This is a genomic window from Flavobacterium daejeonense DSM 17708, assembly GCF_000425425.1.
GTDB lineage: Bacteria > Bacteroidota > Bacteroidia > Flavobacteriales > Flavobacteriaceae > Flavobacterium > Flavobacterium daejeonense.
In genome coordinates this window covers 107,291-122,806 of record NZ_AUDK01000005.1, presented here as the reverse complement: position 1 = coordinate 122,806, position 15,516 = coordinate 107,291, and the positions used below count along the sequence as shown (strand labels likewise).

The window sequence follows — 15,516 nt, the reverse complement described above, 5'->3', positions numbered from 1 at the left end:
CTCAAAATTTGGAATTTGAAACTTGGAATTTCTTAAAAAACAGAACATATGGAAAATTACTTAAGACAACTGGTATCAATAGAATTTCTGGACAAAAAAGAAGTCTATACCGGATTTCTTATTGACTACTCTGACGATTGGATTTTATTAAAAAACAATCCTGTTGATTTTATCATCGATGGTTTTGTGATTCTTAAAAACAAAAATATTGAACGTATTTACAGAGACCATGACCACGAATTTACTGAAAAAGTAATTCGGTTAAAAGGTTTGAAAACAAATGCAGAAGACATTATTCCTATTAAAAATTTAAATACTATTATTCATTTTCTGGATAAAAAATATGGTGTTTTCCAAATTGCCAAAAAATCGGCTACTTCAGCTTATTTAGGAAAACTGATAAAACTAAATGATGAAGAACTTACTATTGATTTTTTAGACACAAAAGGACAGTTTGGTGGCGAATTAAGTTTTAATCCAGAAAAAATAAGAGTCATTGAATTTGACACCGATTATATCAATTCATTGAAACTGGTTTCTCAGGAAAATCAAAACAAGCACTAACTTATATGGGCTAAAGAATAAAAACCATTAAGAGATTAAGTTTATTAAGCCTTACACTTAATTTTTCTTAATCTCTTAATGGTTTAAAACTTTTATATTAAACTAAAGCTGAAACAAATTCCATTCTCACGCTTCCGTCTTCATCAATTTTAGTCAGATTGATTTGGTGTAAAGTATTCACTAATTCCGGATTCCAAGGTGTTTTTACTTTTACATAATTTTCGGTAAAACCATGAATGTAACCTTCTTTATTTTCTCCTTCAAAAAGTACGGTTCTTTGCGTTCCCAACTGACTTTCATAAAAAGCACGACGTTTTTTTACTGATAAGCTACGCAACATTTTACTTCTTTTCGCACGCACATTAGAAGCTACAACACCTTCCATTTCGGCAGCTTCGGTATTATCACGTTCTGAATAAGTGAATACGTGTAAATACGAAATATCCAAATCATTCAGGAAATGGTAAGTTTCTAAGAAATGCTCATCGGTTTCACCCGGAAATCCTACAATCACATCCACACCAATGCAGGCATGCGGCATCACTTCCCTGATTTTAGCCACTCTTTCGGTATAAACTTCACGCAGGTAACGGCGTTTCATTAATTTCAGGATATCATTACTTCCGGATTGTAGCGGAATATGGAAATGCGGTACAAAAGTTCTGCTTTTAGAAACAAATTCAATAGTTTCGTTTTTCAACAAATTCGGTTCAATAGACGAAATTCGCAAACGCTCAATTCCTTCCACCTCATCCAACGCCTGAACCAGTTCCTGAAAAGTATGCTCGTGTTTTTTGTTGCCAAATTCCCCTTTTCCGTAATCGCCAATGTTGACTCCGGTAAGCACAATTTCTTTGATGCCTTGTTTCGAAATTTCATAAGCATTTTTCAATACATTCTGCAATTCGTCACTTCGTGAAATTCCACGGGCCAGCGGAATGGTACAATAAGTACATTTATAATCGCAACCATCCTGCACTTTCAGGAAAGCACGGGTACGATCGCCAATGGAATAACTGCCTACATAAAAATCGGCTTCGGCAATCTCGCAGGAATGAACCTCTCCAATATCATTTTTAGACAAATCGTTGATGTAATCGTTCAGTTTGAATTTTTCGGTTGCTCCCAAAACCAAATCCACCCCATCTACATTGGCCAACTCTTCGGGTTTTAATTGTGCATAACAACCCATCGCAGCAATAAAAGCTTTATCGTTAAGCTTCATGGCTTTGCGTACCACTTGTTTGAATTGTTTATCAGCATTTTCGGTAACGGAGCAGGTGTTAATAACGTACATATCAGCCACTTCCTCAAAATCCACACGGTCAAAACCTTCGTCCTGTAAGTTACGGGCAATTGTCGAAGTTTCTGAAAAGTTCAGTTTACAGCCTAAGGTATAGAAGGCCACTTTTTTTCTGTTTTCCATAAGTAAGCGCTATCTAATGAAATCGTTGTCAAAAAAATAGCGTGCGCAAATTTACAAACAAATACGGGATTTTAAAACCCGATTATCATTATATTTGTAAATAGATTTTAAACCTAAAAATCATGCAATCAGCTAATTTACTGCAGCAAAAACTAGAGCTAATTGAAAAAATCATCCATGTAGACGATCAAAGCACTTTGGATTTTTTGAAAAGCATCCTTAATGACGAACCTTCAGAATTTAAATTAAGCGAAGAACAACAAAACATAGTTCGGGAAAATACCGAAAATTATTTATCAGGAAAAGACAAAGGAAAATCTTGGGACGAAATTAAATCCAAATTAATTTCTAAACGAAATGAGTAAATTAAAAGAAGTACTTTCAATTCAGGCTGAAAATGAATTGGAAGATGCCTATGACTTCTACAACTTAATTTCCACAAAAATTGGCGATGAATTTTTAATTCAAATCAATAGCTGTATTCAATCTATTTTGTCTCATCCGGAATCTTACCCTTTAGATTTTGAAACATATCGTAAAGCGGTAGTAAAAAAATTCCCTTTTGTAATCATTTATACCAAAATTGATTCTATCATTTTTATTTCAGCCATTTTCCACACCAGCAGAAACCCAAAGAAAAAGTTTAGGTAAGTATTTTGGCGTGTCCCTCCGTAAAAACTACGGGTCGGGCTATACGCTATATCTTTATGGCTTTAAAAAAAGCCATAAAGGATGCCGCTACTATCCCTCACGCAAAACAGCTTTGCAAGAATATTTCGGTTTCTTATTAAATTTTGTAGTTTTTTATTGATATATTTGAAACTTTTTAAAGCAAAAAAACCTTAGACAATTTATCCTCTATTGGATATCTGTAATTGTATTTTCCCCATATACAAACTATAAATAAAAATGAAAAACATGAATAATGAATCTAGCTTCTTCTCTGATCCAAAAGTAATAATCTCACTTATTGCAATTCTTATTTCTATTGCAAGTTTGATATGGACATTAGCCAATCAATGGGAACAAAATAGACGTTGGGACAAACTCAATGCAGCAAATGTAATTCTTAAAGATGTTAAATTAATTAGATGGAAAAAGATTAGCAAAGTTGAAGCAATGTCTACAAATTGGGGATACGATCCATTAATTTTTGGTTCTGGAGAATTAGATGAACAATATATCCTTCCGTATAAATTGGTAGTTAGGGATGTAAACTCTCAAAATCTGATTTCTACAATTAATTCTTGTTTTACTATTGATGATGTAAAAAGTGAACTTGAAAGAGTCGGTTATAAAGGAGAAGTAAATGTCTACAAAAATTTCAAAGTGAAATTTGAGATAGAAAATAGAGGTAAAACAGATGCAAACGAATTAGATTTAAAAGTAAAAACAAAACATGACAATTTAAATTGGCAAGATGCATTCACTGCTAACGCAAAAATAAGCTTATCAAGTGATCAAATATCAACAATAGTATTTGACTTTGATTTTCCTGTAAACACAAAATTACCAGATGAAATATATTTTAAATTATTAATGAATTATAAAGACATTCATAATAATTCTATCGACAAAGAAATAAATTCTAAATGGACGTCAAATGATAATTTCTGGTCATATAGTAATAAATAATTCCAGCTAGCATGATCATATTAGCTTCTTTAACACTCGCTCCGCAAAGTCTCTGACTTTGAGGATGTGTTCATCAGTCTGTGACTGATATAAAAAACCAATCGAAAACAAAATCGGTTAAAAACCGTAAGTAACTACCTCAAAGTCAGAGACTTTGCGGAGCACAAAAAAACCATTAAGAAATTAAGACTTAAGAACAACTCTTAAATTCCCTTAATTTCTTAATGGTTTAAAAAAATGATATAAACTGTTTAAGCCAATATGAATCGTTGGATAACCTCAGCCACACCGTGATTGTTATTCGAAGCTACAACCACATTACCTTTATCTCTTAAATGCGCATCCACATTATCAACCCAAACGCCTAATCCGGCATATTCAATCATTGATAAATCGTTACCTGCATTCCCCACTGCAATTACTTCCGATTGTAAAATATTTAATTTATCAGCCAGGAATTTCACGCTCGCCCCTTTGTCAATTCCGGTTTGAGCCGCTTCTAAGAAAAAAGGTTTCGACATACACACACTTAAATGTGGCATCGTTGCTTTTAAATCCGTTTCAACTTCTTTCAAATAACCCGGTTCTTCCAGCAAAATACATTTTATCGCCGCCGATTGTACTCTTTCTTTAAAATTAGGGACTACCTCGTGTTCTAATCCCGTGATATTCACCTCAACATCAATATATTCTGAATGGGTTTCACTCACTACTTTTCCGTCTAAATACGTAATAATATGGGTATTTTTGGCTTTGCTATAATCGTACAAAGCATGAATTTGCTCCTGAGTCAGACTTTGTTCAAAAATCACTTCGTTTGTTTTCAAATCAGTGATTACTGCTCCATTAAACGAAATCATATACGAATCCATCAATCCCAAATCCTTAGCATATTCAATCATTGCCGGAGTTGGACGGCCGGAAGCCAAAATTATCTGTACTCCTTTTTCTTTGGCTTTGACCAACATATTTCTGTTTTCAACTGAAATGATATGGTCGTCATTCAGCAAAGTATCATCCATGTCAAGAACTAACATTTTGTATTTCATCAACTCTTATTTTTTTAGTTTATTCCTCATCTTTCTCAAAATCATCATCCTCTTCATCTGCTTCTTCAAAATCAAATTCGTAAGGTTCCACCAACATTTTATCTACTAAAATCGCTACTCTTTCGGTATATAAATCCGAAAAAATAATACGTTGGGTTTTAGCAATACTGTTGGAAATACGCATAATTTTAGATTCGTGACGCATTTTTAACAGTGCATCACAATCATCTACAATAAACATTTTGAGTCGGTTAACATTATAACCTGCCGTAGAAAACATATCGTTTAGTTTGGTTGGCGTCCCAATCAACACATCAATTCCGGTAGAAACATAGTTTTTATCATAATCCATGTCGCCTTTTTCATGAACACCATAAACCTCGAGATTGGTGTATTTCCCGTATTTTTCGAAAAGCTCCTCCATTTCCAGCATCTTTTCCTTGTCTTCCACTACAATCAAAGCACGTGGCGATTCTTCATTGCTACCGGCTAATTTCTGAATCACGTTAAATACAATAGCAGTGGTTCTTCCACTTCCTTTGGGCGCATAAATCACACTATCAGCACCACTTTTAAGGGTCGAAAAAGTTTCCTGCTGCACTTCAGTCGCTTCCGTTAATCCATTTTCAACCAGAGCCTGTTGGAGTTTTTCGTTTATTTTTTTTAGTTTCATTCAAATGAGATTGAAAGATTAAAAAATTGAAAAATTAAAAGATTAGCACCTAATTTTTAAATCATTCAATCTTTAAATTATTTAATTATTTTGATGCAAACAGCTTCACATCATTCTCTGAAATTTGGCTTCCGCCAAGGATAATCAAGCGTTCCACCACGTTGCGCAATTCACGAATATTACCTGTCCAGTCGTATTCCTGCAACAATTTGATGGCATCATCGGTAAATTTCTTCACGGCTGTTCCCTGCTCCGAAGCAATTTTTTCGGCAAAATGACTCACTAACAACGGAATATCCTCACGTCTGTCATTCAACGATGGCACTTTGATTAAAATTACCGCCAAACGATGGTACAAATCCTCACGGAATCGCCCCTCTTCGATTTCTTTTTTCAAATCTTTATTGGTCGCCGCCACCACACGCACATCGACTTTGATGTCTTTGTCAGCTCCTACACGAGTAATAATATTTTCCTGCAAAGCACGCAGTACTTTGGCTTGGGCCGAAAGACTCATATCCCCGATTTCATCCAAGAAGATGGTTCCCTTGTCGGCCGCTTCAAATTTTCCGGCGCGATCTTTCACCGCCGAAGTAAAAGCACCTTTTACATGTCCGAACAATTCACTTTCGATCAATTCCGAAGGAATGGCCGCACAGTTTACCTCAATTAAAGGAAAAGCAGCACGCTCGCTTTTTTCATGCAATTGATGCGCGACTAATTCTTTCCCGGTTCCGTTGGGTCCCGTAACCAAAACACGGGCTTCTGTTTGCGCCACTTTGTCAATCATCACTTTGATATGATTGATAGCTTCGCTTTCGCCAATCATCTCGTAGTTTTTACTGACTTTTTTCTTCAGAATTTTATTCTCAACGACCAATTGTTTTCTGTCCAAAGCATTGCGAACCGTATTCAGCAAACGATTCAAATCCGGCGGTTTCGATATATAATCAAAAGCACCTAAACGCATCGCCTGAATTGCCGTTTCCATATCGCCATGACCTGAAATCATAACTATAGGGATTTCGACTTTTATTTTTTTGACTTCTTCCAACAACTCGACACCATCCATTTTAGGCATTTTGATATCGCAAATTACCAAGTCGTAATCGTTATTTTTAATTTTTTCCAAACCCGAAACGCCATCCTCTGCTTCTTCCACCTGATAACTATCATTTTCTTCTGAAAGAATTTTTGAAAGTACTCTTCGAATAGCAGCTTCGTCTTCGATTAATAATATTTTGGACATAATTTATTTTTTTTTGAGATAAATCCAAAGTTACAAAGTTTTTAAGCTTTGACTTAGACAGATTCTTTTTTATCAATATTTTAACCATCGGAACAACTCTTTCCAGCTTGGCTTTTTCCCATACATTAAAATTCCTACCCGGTAAATTTTAGCGGCAAACCAAACTACCAATAAAAAAGTTCCAAAAAGCAACAACATCGAAACGGCTATTTGCCAAAGCGGAACACCAAAAGGAATTCGCATAAGCATCACAATAGGCGAAGTAAGCGGAAATATGGAAAAAGCTACTGCAATACTACTATTCGGATCATTAATCACACTAAAAAAACCAACATAAACACTCAGCATTAAAGGCATTATAACCGGTAAAAGAAACTGTTGCGAATCGGTTTGATTGTCCACCGCAGCACCAATCGCTGCATAAAACGAACTGTATAAAAAGTAACCTCCAATGAAATAGACCACAAAACCAATCAAAATAGCGGAAATGGGTAAATTCCACAATTCCAGAAGATACATTTGAGCTGTTCCTGCAAATTCAGTTTGCGAATGTGCCATAACTTCAGCAGGTAAATGAGCGGTCGCACCAACATTGACTCCTAAAAATACCGAACTGGCAAACATTAACGAAAGTCCGATAACGACCCAAATACTAAATTGTAAAATTCCGGCTAATGATGTACCAATAATTTTTCCAATCATCAGTTGGAAAGGTTTCACCGAAGAAATAATAATCTCAATAATTCGATTGGTTTTCTCTTCAATTACCGAACGCATGACCATATTTCCATAAATGATAATAAACATCATAATCAGGTAACCAAAAGCGCCTCCGATAGCTATTTTAGCTTCATTCAACCCTTTTACACCCTGTTCCCCGGAAGTTTTAGCAATGGCAATATTTACGTGTGCCTGCGCTTTTTTGATTGACAGAGTATCCAAATGCGCGTTTTCCAGATTGATTTTGGTTATCTTTTTAGCAATAATATCCTGAGTATTTTCGATAAAAGAAACACTCGGACTGCTGTTTGAAATAAACTCGATTTTATGCTCTAATTCGCTTACATCCTCCGTTTTAGGAATTACTAAAATCCCTTCGTAACCGTTATTTGTAATACTGTCTTTTAAATACTGACTGTCAATTTGCGATAAATCCAAATATTTATAGCTTTCCTCTTCTTTATTCTGAACCATAAAATCATGTACAAATAATCCGGTTTCATCGTGAATGGCTACCCGTTTTACATCCGGTTTTATAGAACTTAAATATCCTACAATCACCGCTATCGCCACAAACAGCAGCGGACTTAAAAAAGTCATTACAATAAAAGATTTGTTGCGCACTTTGGCAAAAAATTCTCTTTTTATAATTAATGATATAATACTCATTTCTTGATTTTAGATTTTAGATTGCTGACTTTAGATTTTAGATCTTAGGTTTTCACTCTAAAATCTGAAATCTGAAATCTAATTTTTATTTTCAGTTACTGTTTGAATAAAAATATCGTGAACACTCGGGATTTTTTCTACAAAATGAGTCAACTGTCCGCGTTGTGTAATAACGTTTAGCAATTCATTTGGCAGTGCATTTCCTATTTGAATTTCCAATTTTAATTCGTTGTTCAGCGATTTAAAATGCGCCGGACTCACCTTGAATTTTTGTGTAATATCGTACATCAAACCTTCAACATTTTCGGTCAGAATTCCCACTTCATAACTATTGCTTTTATGTTCTCTTTTAACGTCTTCCAGTTTTCCTTCAATCAATTTATTGGATTTATGAATCAAAGCAATGTGATCACATAATTCTTCCACACTTTCCATACGATGTGTCGAGAAAATAATGGTAGAACCCTGTTCCTTCAAAGCCAGAATTTCATCTTTAATGATATTGGCATTTACGGGATCAAAACCAGAAAAAGGTTCGTCAAAAATCAGCAATTTTGGTTTATGCAAAACACAAACTACAAATTGGATTTTTTGCGCCATCCCTTTAGAAAGCTCCTGAATTTTCTTGTTCCACCAACCCTGAATTCCTAATCGGTCAAACCAATATTCCAGTTGTTTTTTGGCTTCAGCTTTTGATAAACCTTTCATTTGAGCCAAATACAAACATTGCTCTCCCACCTTCATACTTTGGTACAAACCTCGCTCTTCGGGCAAATAACCAATATATTGTACATGTTTAGGCTGTAATTTTTCGCCATCCAAAATTACCTCTCCGCTGTCGGGCATCGTAATTTGATTAATGATACGAATAAGGGAAGTTTTTCCGGCACCATTAGGACCTAAAAGTCCATAAATACTGCCTTTAGGAACAGACAAAGAAACTTCGTTAAGTGCCACATAATCTCCGTATTGCTTAACTATTTTATTGACTTCTAATAAGGTATTCATACTGATTTTTGGAATTTTCTTCTTCAGTTAGGTCATTTTGACCTTGCGGCTGTAAAAGTAAATAATTAGGAGCGAAATAGACGATAATTGTATCATAAAAAAACCCATCTTTCAAAATCTGAAGATGGGTTTTTGAATCTATATTTCAACTTATTTAAAAAGTTTAAGAAAACATATCTTTTACTTTTTCAAAAAATGATTTATCTGATTTTTCAGGACTTGGCGAGAAATTTTCATCTTCAAGATTTTTCTCAAAGAATTGTTTCTGTTCTTTATTCAATGTTTTTGGTGTCCAAACATTTACATGCACTAACAAATCTCCGCTTCCGTAACCATTGATACTTGGAATTCCTTTTCCTTTCAAACGAAGAATTTTTCCGGATTGAATGCCTTCTTCTAATTTGATTCTCACCTTACCATTTACCGCATCAATATCTTTAGAAACCCCTAAAATTGCTTCCGGGAAACTGATATACAAATCGTAATGCAGATTTTCCCCTTCACGTTTCAGGAATTCATGTTCTAATTCTTCAATGGCCACAATCAAATCACCAGGAACACTATTACTTCCCGGCGCATCGTTTCCTTTATTAGAAACTTTCAATTGCATTCCGTCAACAACTCCGGCAGGAATTTTTATAGAAACCGTTTCGTCTTCTACAATCATTCCCTGCGTATCAGCTTGAGAAGGTTTTTTATCTAAAATTTGCCCGCTACCACCACAAGAAGGACAAGTAGTTGCCGATTGCATTCTTCCTAAAATCGTATTGGTAACACGCATTACCTGACCCTGTCCGTTACAGGTAGAACAGGTTTTATAAGAAACTCCGGGAGCCTGAACTTTACGCTTTACTTTTACTTTTTTCTCTACTCCATTGGCAATTTCCTCCAAAGTCAATTTGACTTTGATACGCAAATTACTTCCTTTTGGACGACGTACTCCGCCACGACTTCCGCCGCCACCGAAACCGCCAAAACCACCACCGAAAATATCGCCAAACTGACTAAAGATATCATCCATATTCATGTGATGACCTCCAAAACCTCCGGAACCGTCAAAAGCCTGATGTCCAAATTGGTCATACTTTGCTTTTTTGTCAGGATCCCCTAAAACCTCATAAGCTTCAGCTGCTTCCTTAAATTTTTCTTCAGCAACTTTATCTCCGGGATTTTTATCAGGATGAAATTCAATAGCTTTCTTTCTGTAGGCTTTCTTAATTGCAGAAGCATCTGCACTTTTGGAAACACCTAATATCTCGTAAAAATCTTTTTTCATTTGTATTTATTTTTAAAAAAGCACTGTTTTGTATCGCCACAAAACCGGCTTAATTATTGTCCAATAACTACCTTTGGAAAACGAATAATTTTATCCCCTAGTTTGTATCCTTTTTCAAGAACATCAACAATTTTTCCTTTCAAATCATCCGATGGAGCCGGAATTTGAGTAATTGCTTCCGCAAAATCAGCATCAAAAGCATCTCCTACTTTCACATCCACTAATTCCAATCCTTTAGAATTCAAGGTGTTTTTTAATTTATCATGAATCAACTCCACTCCTTTTGTAAAAGTTTCGTCTTCTAATTTTGCGATTTCAACCAATGCTCTGTCAAAATCATCTAAAATTGGCAACATCGCTAACAAAACTTCCTGATTGGCAGTTTTAAATAACTCTACACGTTCTTTTGAAGTTCTTCTTTTGTAGTTTTCAAATTCAGCAAATAATCGTAAATATTTATCTTTTTCATCTGCTAAGTCCTTCGCTAATTGCTCCTCGGCACTTAACTCCTCAGTAACTGCCTGCTCTTCGCCTGCCTTGTTTTCCATCGTTACTTCATCCATTTCTTTATCGATTTCTGTATTCTCAGTACTCATATTCCCTTTATTTTTAAAAATATTCTTAAACTTCATTTTTACACTTTCCTTTGGATAGCAAAAGTACTGCCAAAGCGCACTAAATGCCAAATTGTCACTCTTTTTCTTAATAGCTATTTTTCCAGCCTTATTTTTTCTGTATTTACTTTTTTCAACCTTTAAATTAAAATTTTAATGAATTTTTAATGAAAATTTGAAATACTTTCTATATGTTTGCGATTAGGTTCTAATCTAACGCTGGTTTTCTCCTCAAATTAAGACCAAAATCAGGGTTGATTTCTAAACAATTATTAATTCGCGATTATTTATATTAAAAAAAGCTTTGTCTTACCGACAAAGCTTTTTTTATATTTTGCTACTTTCCCGAATTAGCTCAAAGCTTGCTTTAAACCTTCAAAATCCAGGTTAATTTGTTCCCCCGAGACTAAATTTTTAAGTGAATAGGTATTCGAATTCATTTCTTCACCACCTATTACCACTGCAAAAGGAATATTGCGTTTATCAGCATACTGAAATTGTTTTCCCACCTTTGCTTTATCCGGATACAACTCCACTTTTATTCCGGCTGCCCTTAATTTTTTAATAGCCTGCAGAGCATAAAAAGCCTCCACATCTCCATAATTCACAAACAAAGCTTTAGAACTTGCCATTACTGTTTCCGGGAACAAATTCAACTCTTCAATTACCAGATAAATACGGTCTAACCCAAAAGAAATCCCCACGCCACTCATATTTTTTAAACCAAAAATCCCGGTCAAATCATCGTATCTTCCACCGCCGCCAATAGATCCCATAGCCACACCTTTTGGTGCAGCAACTTCAAAAATAGCTCCGGTATAATAATTTAATCCACGTGCCAAAGTCACATCCAAATCTAAAATTGCCGTTGACAAACCTAAATCAGTCACCTTGTCACAAATAAAACGCAACTCTTCTACCCCTTTCATTCCTTCTTCAGAAGTAGCTAAAAGCTGCGATAATTTTTCAATTTTCTCCGAAATACTTCCCGTAAAATTGAAAAGCGGCTGTACTTTAACAATAGCGTCTTCCGAAATTCCTTTTTCAATCATTTCTTTTTTAACACCGTCTTCACCAATTTTATCCAACTTATCTAAAGCTACCGTGAAATCAATCAGTTTCTCCGAAGCACCGATTACTTCAGCAATTCCGGATAAAATTTTACGGTTGTTGATTTTTACCGTCACTCCGTTCAAACCTAATGACGTAAAAACAGTATCATATAATTGTACCAATTCGACTTCCTGCCATAACGACTTAGAACCTACCACATCGGCATCACACTGAAAAAATTCCCTGAAACGCCCTTTTTGCGGACGGTCGGCACGCCAAACCGGTTGGATTTGGTATCTTTTAAATGGAAATTCAATTTCGTTTTGATGTTGCACCACATAACGCGCAAACGGCACCGTCAAATCATAGCGCAATGCTTTTTCGGAAATACTGGAAGTTAATTTCGTACTATCTTTAGCTTCTAAATAAACACCATTGGCTTTCGCCAAATAATCTCCGGAATTCAATATTTTAAAAATCAATCGATCTCCTTCTTCCCCGTATTTTCCCATCAGGGTTTCTGAATTTTCAAACGAAGGCGTTTCAATTGGTTGAAAACCAAACTTTTCAAAATCAGCTTTTATCGTTTGAATAATATATTGACGTTTAGCCACCTCAGCCGGTGAAAAATCTCTGGTTCCTTTAGGAATACTTGGTTTTGATGCCATTGTTACAAGTTAGAAGTTTTTTAAGTTGGGAGTTAGAAGTTGGGAGCTGGAAGTTAAAAACATTCGTCTTCCTTCTTCAATCTCCCAACTTCCATCTCTTATCATCTCATTTCGCGCTGCAAATATCTTATTTTTAAAATAAATAAGCAGCCTCGAAAACAAACTTCTGTCAAAAATTGTATTTTCGTATCAAACTATCGTGATGAGCAACCTCTTAAAAGAAAATATCAAAATAGCTTTGGGATCCATAAAAACCCAAATTCTAAGAACGACACTAACCATCGTCATTATTGCTATTGGAATTACAGCCTTAGTAGGAATTCTAACTGTAGTTTCGGCTTTGGAAAACACTATTTCCTCTGATTTTGCCTCGATGGGCGCGAATACTTTTAATATTAATCGCTACGAAAATACCATAAAAAGACATGGCGGCGAGGAACGCACTGTAATTAACCCAATAATTTCTTATCCCGAAGCAGTTGCTTTCAAAAACAAATACAATTTTCCTCTGGCGCAAACCTCACTTTCCTTCAGAGCTACTTCTACTGCCGAAGTAAAATTTGAAGACGAAAAAACTGATCCGGAGATTTCCGTTTTGGGAGTGGATGAATATTTTGTAACCAATTCAGGACTGGAAACCAGCACAGGACGCAACTTTAATAATTTCGACATTAGCAATAACAACTATGTTTGTGTCGTAGGTTCGGACTTTTTGAAAGGAATTCTGAAAAACGTGAACCCTATCAACAAAATCATTTCCATTCGTGGCGCACGTTTTAAAGTCATTGGCGTTTTAAAGGAAAAAGGCTCCACTTTTGGCAACAGCCAGGATTTAAGAGTTTTAATCCCTATTCAGTTGGCTCGCTCTTTATTCACCTCCCCTAACATCAATTACAGCGTCAGTGTCATGGTCAACAACAAAGATTTTTTAGATCACGCCATAGACGAAGCCATCAGCAGCATGCGCCGCATTAGAAAACTAAGTCCTGTAAAAGAAAATAATTTTTCCGTAGTAAGAAGTGACGATTTAATCAACAGAATCCTCAGTATCACCCAATATTTAGGCTGGGCATCCTGGGTTATCGGAATCATCACCATTTTAGGTTCATCAATTGCTTTGATGAATATTATGATTGTTTCGGTTACCGAACGCACTAGAGAAATTGGCGTTCGAAAAGCCTTAGGTGCTAAACGTTCAACTATCGCCATTCAGTTTTTTATTGAAACTTTGCTTATTGGTCAATTAGGCGGACTCGCCGGAATTGTTTTTGGAATTCTTATCGGTTTCGGAATTGCATCAGCACTCAGTTTTGTTTTTGTCATTCCCTGGCAGGCTATTATGGCAGCTTTTTTAACCAGTTTTGTCGTTGCTATCGTTTCCGGTTCTTATCCTGCTATCAAAGCTGCGATGTTAGACCCAATTGAGGCGTTGCGTTATGAATAAGTGATCAGTCGTCAGATTACAGAATGCAGACAGAAAAGATTTAGTTTTAAATAAAAAAACAAAAGATGAGATTTCAAGACTTATTAGCTTATAAAAATGAATTATCTATGTCGATTTCAAAATAACAAAATCTTTCCAATTGAAGAAAAATACTCGCTTACAGACCAAATTAGAAGATCTTCAAGAAGTGTTTCGGCTAATTTAGCAGAAGCTTCAAGAAAAATAAAATATGAAAAAAACCTTTGTTTCAAAACTCACAGACTGTGATGCAGAAAATACTGAAACTCAAGCGTGGTTGGAATATTCCGTTGCTTGCGAATATATTTCGGTAGAATTATTTATCGAATTAACTGCCAAAAGTTTAGAAGTTGGAAAACTAATCAATTACAACATGATTAACAATCCAGATAAATTCTCTTAAAAGTCTGCTTTCTATATTTAAATTCCACGATCTGCATTCTGCCTTCTGAAATCTTATTTCTCTCCGAAAACCATCCTGTCATTCCCGTAAATATCTTTTCGCAATTCGATATTCCTGAAATTCATTTTCTCAAGCATTTCGATCATTTCTTTTCCTAAATACTGATTAATTTCAAAGAATAATTGTCCGTTTGGGCTTAGATTTTTTTGTGCCAATCGGGCAATTTTTCGATAAAAAACCAACGCATTATCATCTTCGACAAAAAGTGCCAAATGCGGTTCGTAATCCAAAACATTTTTCCTGATTTCCTCTTTTTCCAAATTGCGAACATAAGGCGGATTAGAAACAATAATATCAAATTGAGTCGGAAGCTGGAAGTCAGCAGCCGGGAGTTTCTCTAAATCTTCCGTTTTTAAAATGTCGGTTTTTATAAAATGAACTTCAACCTGATTATTTACAGCATTTTTTTGAGCTGTAGCCAAAGCTTTTTCAGAAACATCAATCGCAAAAACCTGCGCATTCGGAATATTTTTAGCCAAAGAAATCGCAATACAACCACTTCCGGTTCCAATATCCAATATCTTTAAATCTTTAATTTTTTCACCCGAGGCTCTGCCGAATTGAGCGGAGCTAATCTTTAAATTTCCCTGAATAATCCAATCAACCAGTTCTTCGGTTTCCGGTCTTGGAATTAAGACATATTCATTGACTTCAAATTCCAATCCGTAAAATTGCGTTTTACCCAACAAATACTGAAGCGGAATTTCCTTTTTTAACTGTTCCAAAATCAAATTCCAATCCTGAATTTCCTCCTCCGTAAAAGTCAAATCAGGCTGCAAAGCCAAATCAATTCGCTTCAGCTGTTTTTTGGTTTCTAAAATCAAATAGAAAAAACTTTCTGCCTCGGCAGCATCATAAATCGATGAAAGTTCCTGAATAAATTGACTTCTGTATTGTTTGGCTTGCATTTTTCCTTCTAAAATTTAAAAAAGCAAAAATAACAATACTTTATGGTTATTTTTAGTGCTTTCAAAACTAAACCATAAA

General features: G+C 35.3%; 17 protein-coding genes. 7 read left to right on the top strand and 10 right to left on the bottom strand.

Annotation, left to right across the window (positions count from 1 at the left end; translation table 11 throughout):
* The first annotated feature begins 48 nt into the window (after positions 1-48).
* Positions 49-564: a hypothetical protein gene (locus H599_RS0106270; RefSeq protein ID WP_026713342.1), complete on the top strand. Its 516-nt coding sequence runs from the start codon at positions 49-51 to the stop codon at positions 562-564.
* A 97-nt stretch (positions 565-661) separates the two neighbouring features.
* Here H599_RS0106270 and mtaB read toward each other — a convergent pair whose 3' ends face one another.
* Positions 662-1,990, bottom strand: coding sequence for a tRNA (N(6)-L-threonylcarbamoyladenosine(37)-C(2))-methylthiotransferase MtaB (mtaB, locus tag H599_RS0106265; protein ID WP_026713341.1), 1,329 nt, complete (start codon positions 1,988-1,990; stop codon positions 662-664).
* A gap of 122 nt (positions 1,991-2,112) precedes the next feature.
* Here mtaB and H599_RS0106260 point away from each other — a divergent pair, with 122 nt between their 5' ends.
* The 3 genes from H599_RS0106260 to H599_RS0106250 all read left to right on the top strand — a co-directional run bounded on the left by H599_RS0106260 (position 2,113) and on the right by H599_RS0106250 (position 3,625).
* Complete coding sequence (locus tag H599_RS0106260) at positions 2,113-2,355, top strand: hypothetical protein (RefSeq protein ID WP_026713340.1); 243 nt, start codon at positions 2,113-2,115, stop codon at positions 2,353-2,355.
* On the top strand, positions 2,348-2,641 hold the full coding sequence (locus tag H599_RS0106255) for a type II toxin-antitoxin system RelE/ParE family toxin (RefSeq protein WP_026713339.1): 294 nt from the start codon (positions 2,348-2,350) through the stop codon (positions 2,639-2,641). The genes H599_RS0106260 and H599_RS0106255 overlap by 8 nt, the downstream gene beginning before the upstream one ends.
* A gap of 267 nt (positions 2,642-2,908) precedes the next feature.
* Positions 2,909-3,625 carry a COG1361 family protein gene (locus tag H599_RS0106250; RefSeq protein WP_155960750.1) on the top strand — a complete coding sequence of 239 codons (717 nt, stop codon included), beginning with the start codon at positions 2,909-2,911 and terminating at the stop codon, positions 3,623-3,625.
* A gap of 251 nt (positions 3,626-3,876) precedes the next feature.
* Here H599_RS0106250 and H599_RS0106245 read toward each other — a convergent pair whose 3' ends face one another.
* The 8 genes from H599_RS0106245 to hisS all read right to left on the bottom strand — a co-directional run bounded on the left by H599_RS0106245 (position 3,877) and on the right by hisS (position 12,604).
* Positions 3,877-4,674 carry a Cof-type HAD-IIB family hydrolase gene (locus tag H599_RS0106245; protein ID WP_026713337.1) on the bottom strand — a complete coding sequence of 266 codons (798 nt, stop codon included), beginning with the start codon at positions 4,672-4,674 and terminating at the stop codon, positions 3,877-3,879.
* Between the two features lie 19 nt (positions 4,675-4,693).
* Positions 4,694-5,347 carry a DEAD/DEAH box helicase gene (locus H599_RS0106240; protein WP_026713336.1) on the bottom strand — a complete coding sequence of 218 codons (654 nt, stop codon included), beginning with the start codon at positions 5,345-5,347 and terminating at the stop codon, positions 4,694-4,696.
* An 85-nt stretch (positions 5,348-5,432) separates the two neighbouring features.
* Positions 5,433-6,596, bottom strand: coding sequence for a sigma-54-dependent transcriptional regulator (locus H599_RS0106235; RefSeq protein ID WP_026713335.1), 1,164 nt, complete (start codon positions 6,594-6,596; stop codon positions 5,433-5,435).
* Positions 6,597-6,668: 72 nt separating this feature from the next.
* Positions 6,669-7,985 (bottom strand): ABC transporter permease, encoded by a 1,317-nt coding sequence (locus H599_RS0106230; RefSeq protein ID WP_026713334.1) that lies wholly within the window; start codon positions 7,983-7,985, stop codon positions 6,669-6,671.
* Positions 7,986-8,063: 78 nt separating this feature from the next.
* A complete protein-coding gene (locus H599_RS0106225) occupies positions 8,064-8,993 on the bottom strand; it encodes an ABC transporter ATP-binding protein (RefSeq protein WP_026713333.1) in 930 nt (309 codons plus the stop codon).
* Positions 8,994-9,156: 163 nt separating this feature from the next.
* The gene (dnaJ, locus tag H599_RS0106220) at positions 9,157-10,269 is read right to left on the bottom strand and encodes a molecular chaperone DnaJ (protein WP_026713332.1); all 1,113 of its coding nucleotides are present in this window, start codon (positions 10,267-10,269) and stop codon (positions 9,157-9,159) included.
* A gap of 53 nt (positions 10,270-10,322) precedes the next feature.
* The gene (locus H599_RS0106215; RefSeq protein ID WP_026713331.1) at positions 10,323-10,901 is read right to left on the bottom strand and encodes a nucleotide exchange factor GrpE; all 579 of its coding nucleotides are present in this window, start codon (positions 10,899-10,901) and stop codon (positions 10,323-10,325) included.
* A gap of 332 nt (positions 10,902-11,233) precedes the next feature.
* Positions 11,234-12,604, bottom strand: a complete 1,371-nt coding sequence (hisS, locus tag H599_RS0106210; protein WP_026713330.1) for a histidine--tRNA ligase — start codon at positions 12,602-12,604, stop codon at positions 11,234-11,236.
* A gap of 202 nt (positions 12,605-12,806) precedes the next feature.
* On the opposite strand from hisS, the gene H599_RS0106205 reads away from it, so the two are divergent.
* From H599_RS0106205 to H599_RS21350, 3 genes are all read left to right on the top strand, one after another.
* Positions 12,807-14,048 (top strand): ABC transporter permease, encoded by a 1,242-nt coding sequence (locus tag H599_RS0106205; protein WP_026713329.1) that lies wholly within the window; start codon positions 12,807-12,809, stop codon positions 14,046-14,048.
* A 96-nt stretch (positions 14,049-14,144) separates the two neighbouring features.
* Positions 14,145-14,315, top strand: a complete 171-nt coding sequence (locus H599_RS21355) for a four helix bundle protein (protein ID WP_316930438.1) — start codon at positions 14,145-14,147, stop codon at positions 14,313-14,315.
* Positions 14,278-14,469 (top strand): four helix bundle protein, encoded by a 192-nt coding sequence (locus tag H599_RS21350; protein WP_316930437.1) that lies wholly within the window; start codon positions 14,278-14,280, stop codon positions 14,467-14,469. The genes H599_RS21355 and H599_RS21350 overlap by 38 nt, the downstream gene beginning before the upstream one ends.
* Before the next feature lie 53 nt (positions 14,470-14,522).
* Here the strand turns inward: H599_RS21350 and prmC are convergent, their stop codons facing one another.
* A complete protein-coding gene (gene prmC / locus H599_RS0106195; protein WP_026713328.1) occupies positions 14,523-15,437 on the bottom strand; it encodes a peptide chain release factor N(5)-glutamine methyltransferase in 915 nt (304 codons plus the stop codon).
* Positions 15,438-15,516: the final 79 nt, after the last annotated feature.

Bases quoted from the DNA above. Each gene is read 5' to 3' on its own strand.
- prmC (WP_026713328.1), bottom strand. From the start codon at position 15,437: ATGCAAGCCAAACAATACAGAAGTCAATTTATTCAGGAACTTTCATCG.
- H599_RS21350 (WP_316930437.1), top strand. From the start codon at position 14,278: ATGAAAAAAACCTTTGTTTCAAAACTCACAGACTGTGATGCAGAAAAT.
- hisS (WP_026713330.1), bottom strand. From the start codon at position 12,604: ATGGCATCAAAACCAAGTATTCCTAAAGGAACCAGAGATTTTTCACCG.
- H599_RS0106270 (WP_026713342.1), top strand. From the start codon at position 49: ATGGAAAATTACTTAAGACAACTGGTATCAATAGAATTTCTGGACAAA.
- H599_RS0106240 (WP_026713336.1), bottom strand. From the start codon at position 5,347: ATGAAACTAAAAAAAATAAACGAAAAACTCCAACAGGCTCTGGTTGAA.
- H599_RS0106225 (WP_026713333.1), bottom strand. From the start codon at position 8,993: ATGAATACCTTATTAGAAGTCAATAAAATAGTTAAGCAATACGGAGAT.
- H599_RS0106245 (WP_026713337.1), bottom strand. From the start codon at position 4,674: ATGAAATACAAAATGTTAGTTCTTGACATGGATGATACTTTGCTGAAT.
- dnaJ (WP_026713332.1), bottom strand. From the start codon at position 10,269: ATGAAAAAAGATTTTTACGAGATATTAGGTGTTTCCAAAAGTGCAGAT.
- H599_RS0106205 (WP_026713329.1), top strand. From the start codon at position 12,807: ATGAGCAACCTCTTAAAAGAAAATATCAAAATAGCTTTGGGATCCATA.
- H599_RS0106255 (WP_026713339.1), top strand. From the start codon at position 2,348: ATGAGTAAATTAAAAGAAGTACTTTCAATTCAGGCTGAAAATGAATTG.
- H599_RS0106215 (WP_026713331.1), bottom strand. From the start codon at position 10,901: ATGAAGTTTAAGAATATTTTTAAAAATAAAGGGAATATGAGTACTGAG.
- H599_RS0106250 (WP_155960750.1), top strand. From the start codon at position 2,909: ATGAATAATGAATCTAGCTTCTTCTCTGATCCAAAAGTAATAATCTCA.
- H599_RS0106235 (WP_026713335.1), bottom strand. From the start codon at position 6,596: ATGTCCAAAATATTATTAATCGAAGACGAAGCTGCTATTCGAAGAGTA.
- H599_RS0106230 (WP_026713334.1), bottom strand. From the start codon at position 7,985: ATGAGTATTATATCATTAATTATAAAAAGAGAATTTTTTGCCAAAGTG.
- mtaB (WP_026713341.1), bottom strand. From the start codon at position 1,990: ATGGAAAACAGAAAAAAAGTGGCCTTCTATACCTTAGGCTGTAAACTG.
- H599_RS0106260 (WP_026713340.1), top strand. From the start codon at position 2,113: ATGCAATCAGCTAATTTACTGCAGCAAAAACTAGAGCTAATTGAAAAA.
- H599_RS21355 (WP_316930438.1), top strand. From the start codon at position 14,145: ATGAATTATCTATGTCGATTTCAAAATAACAAAATCTTTCCAATTGAA.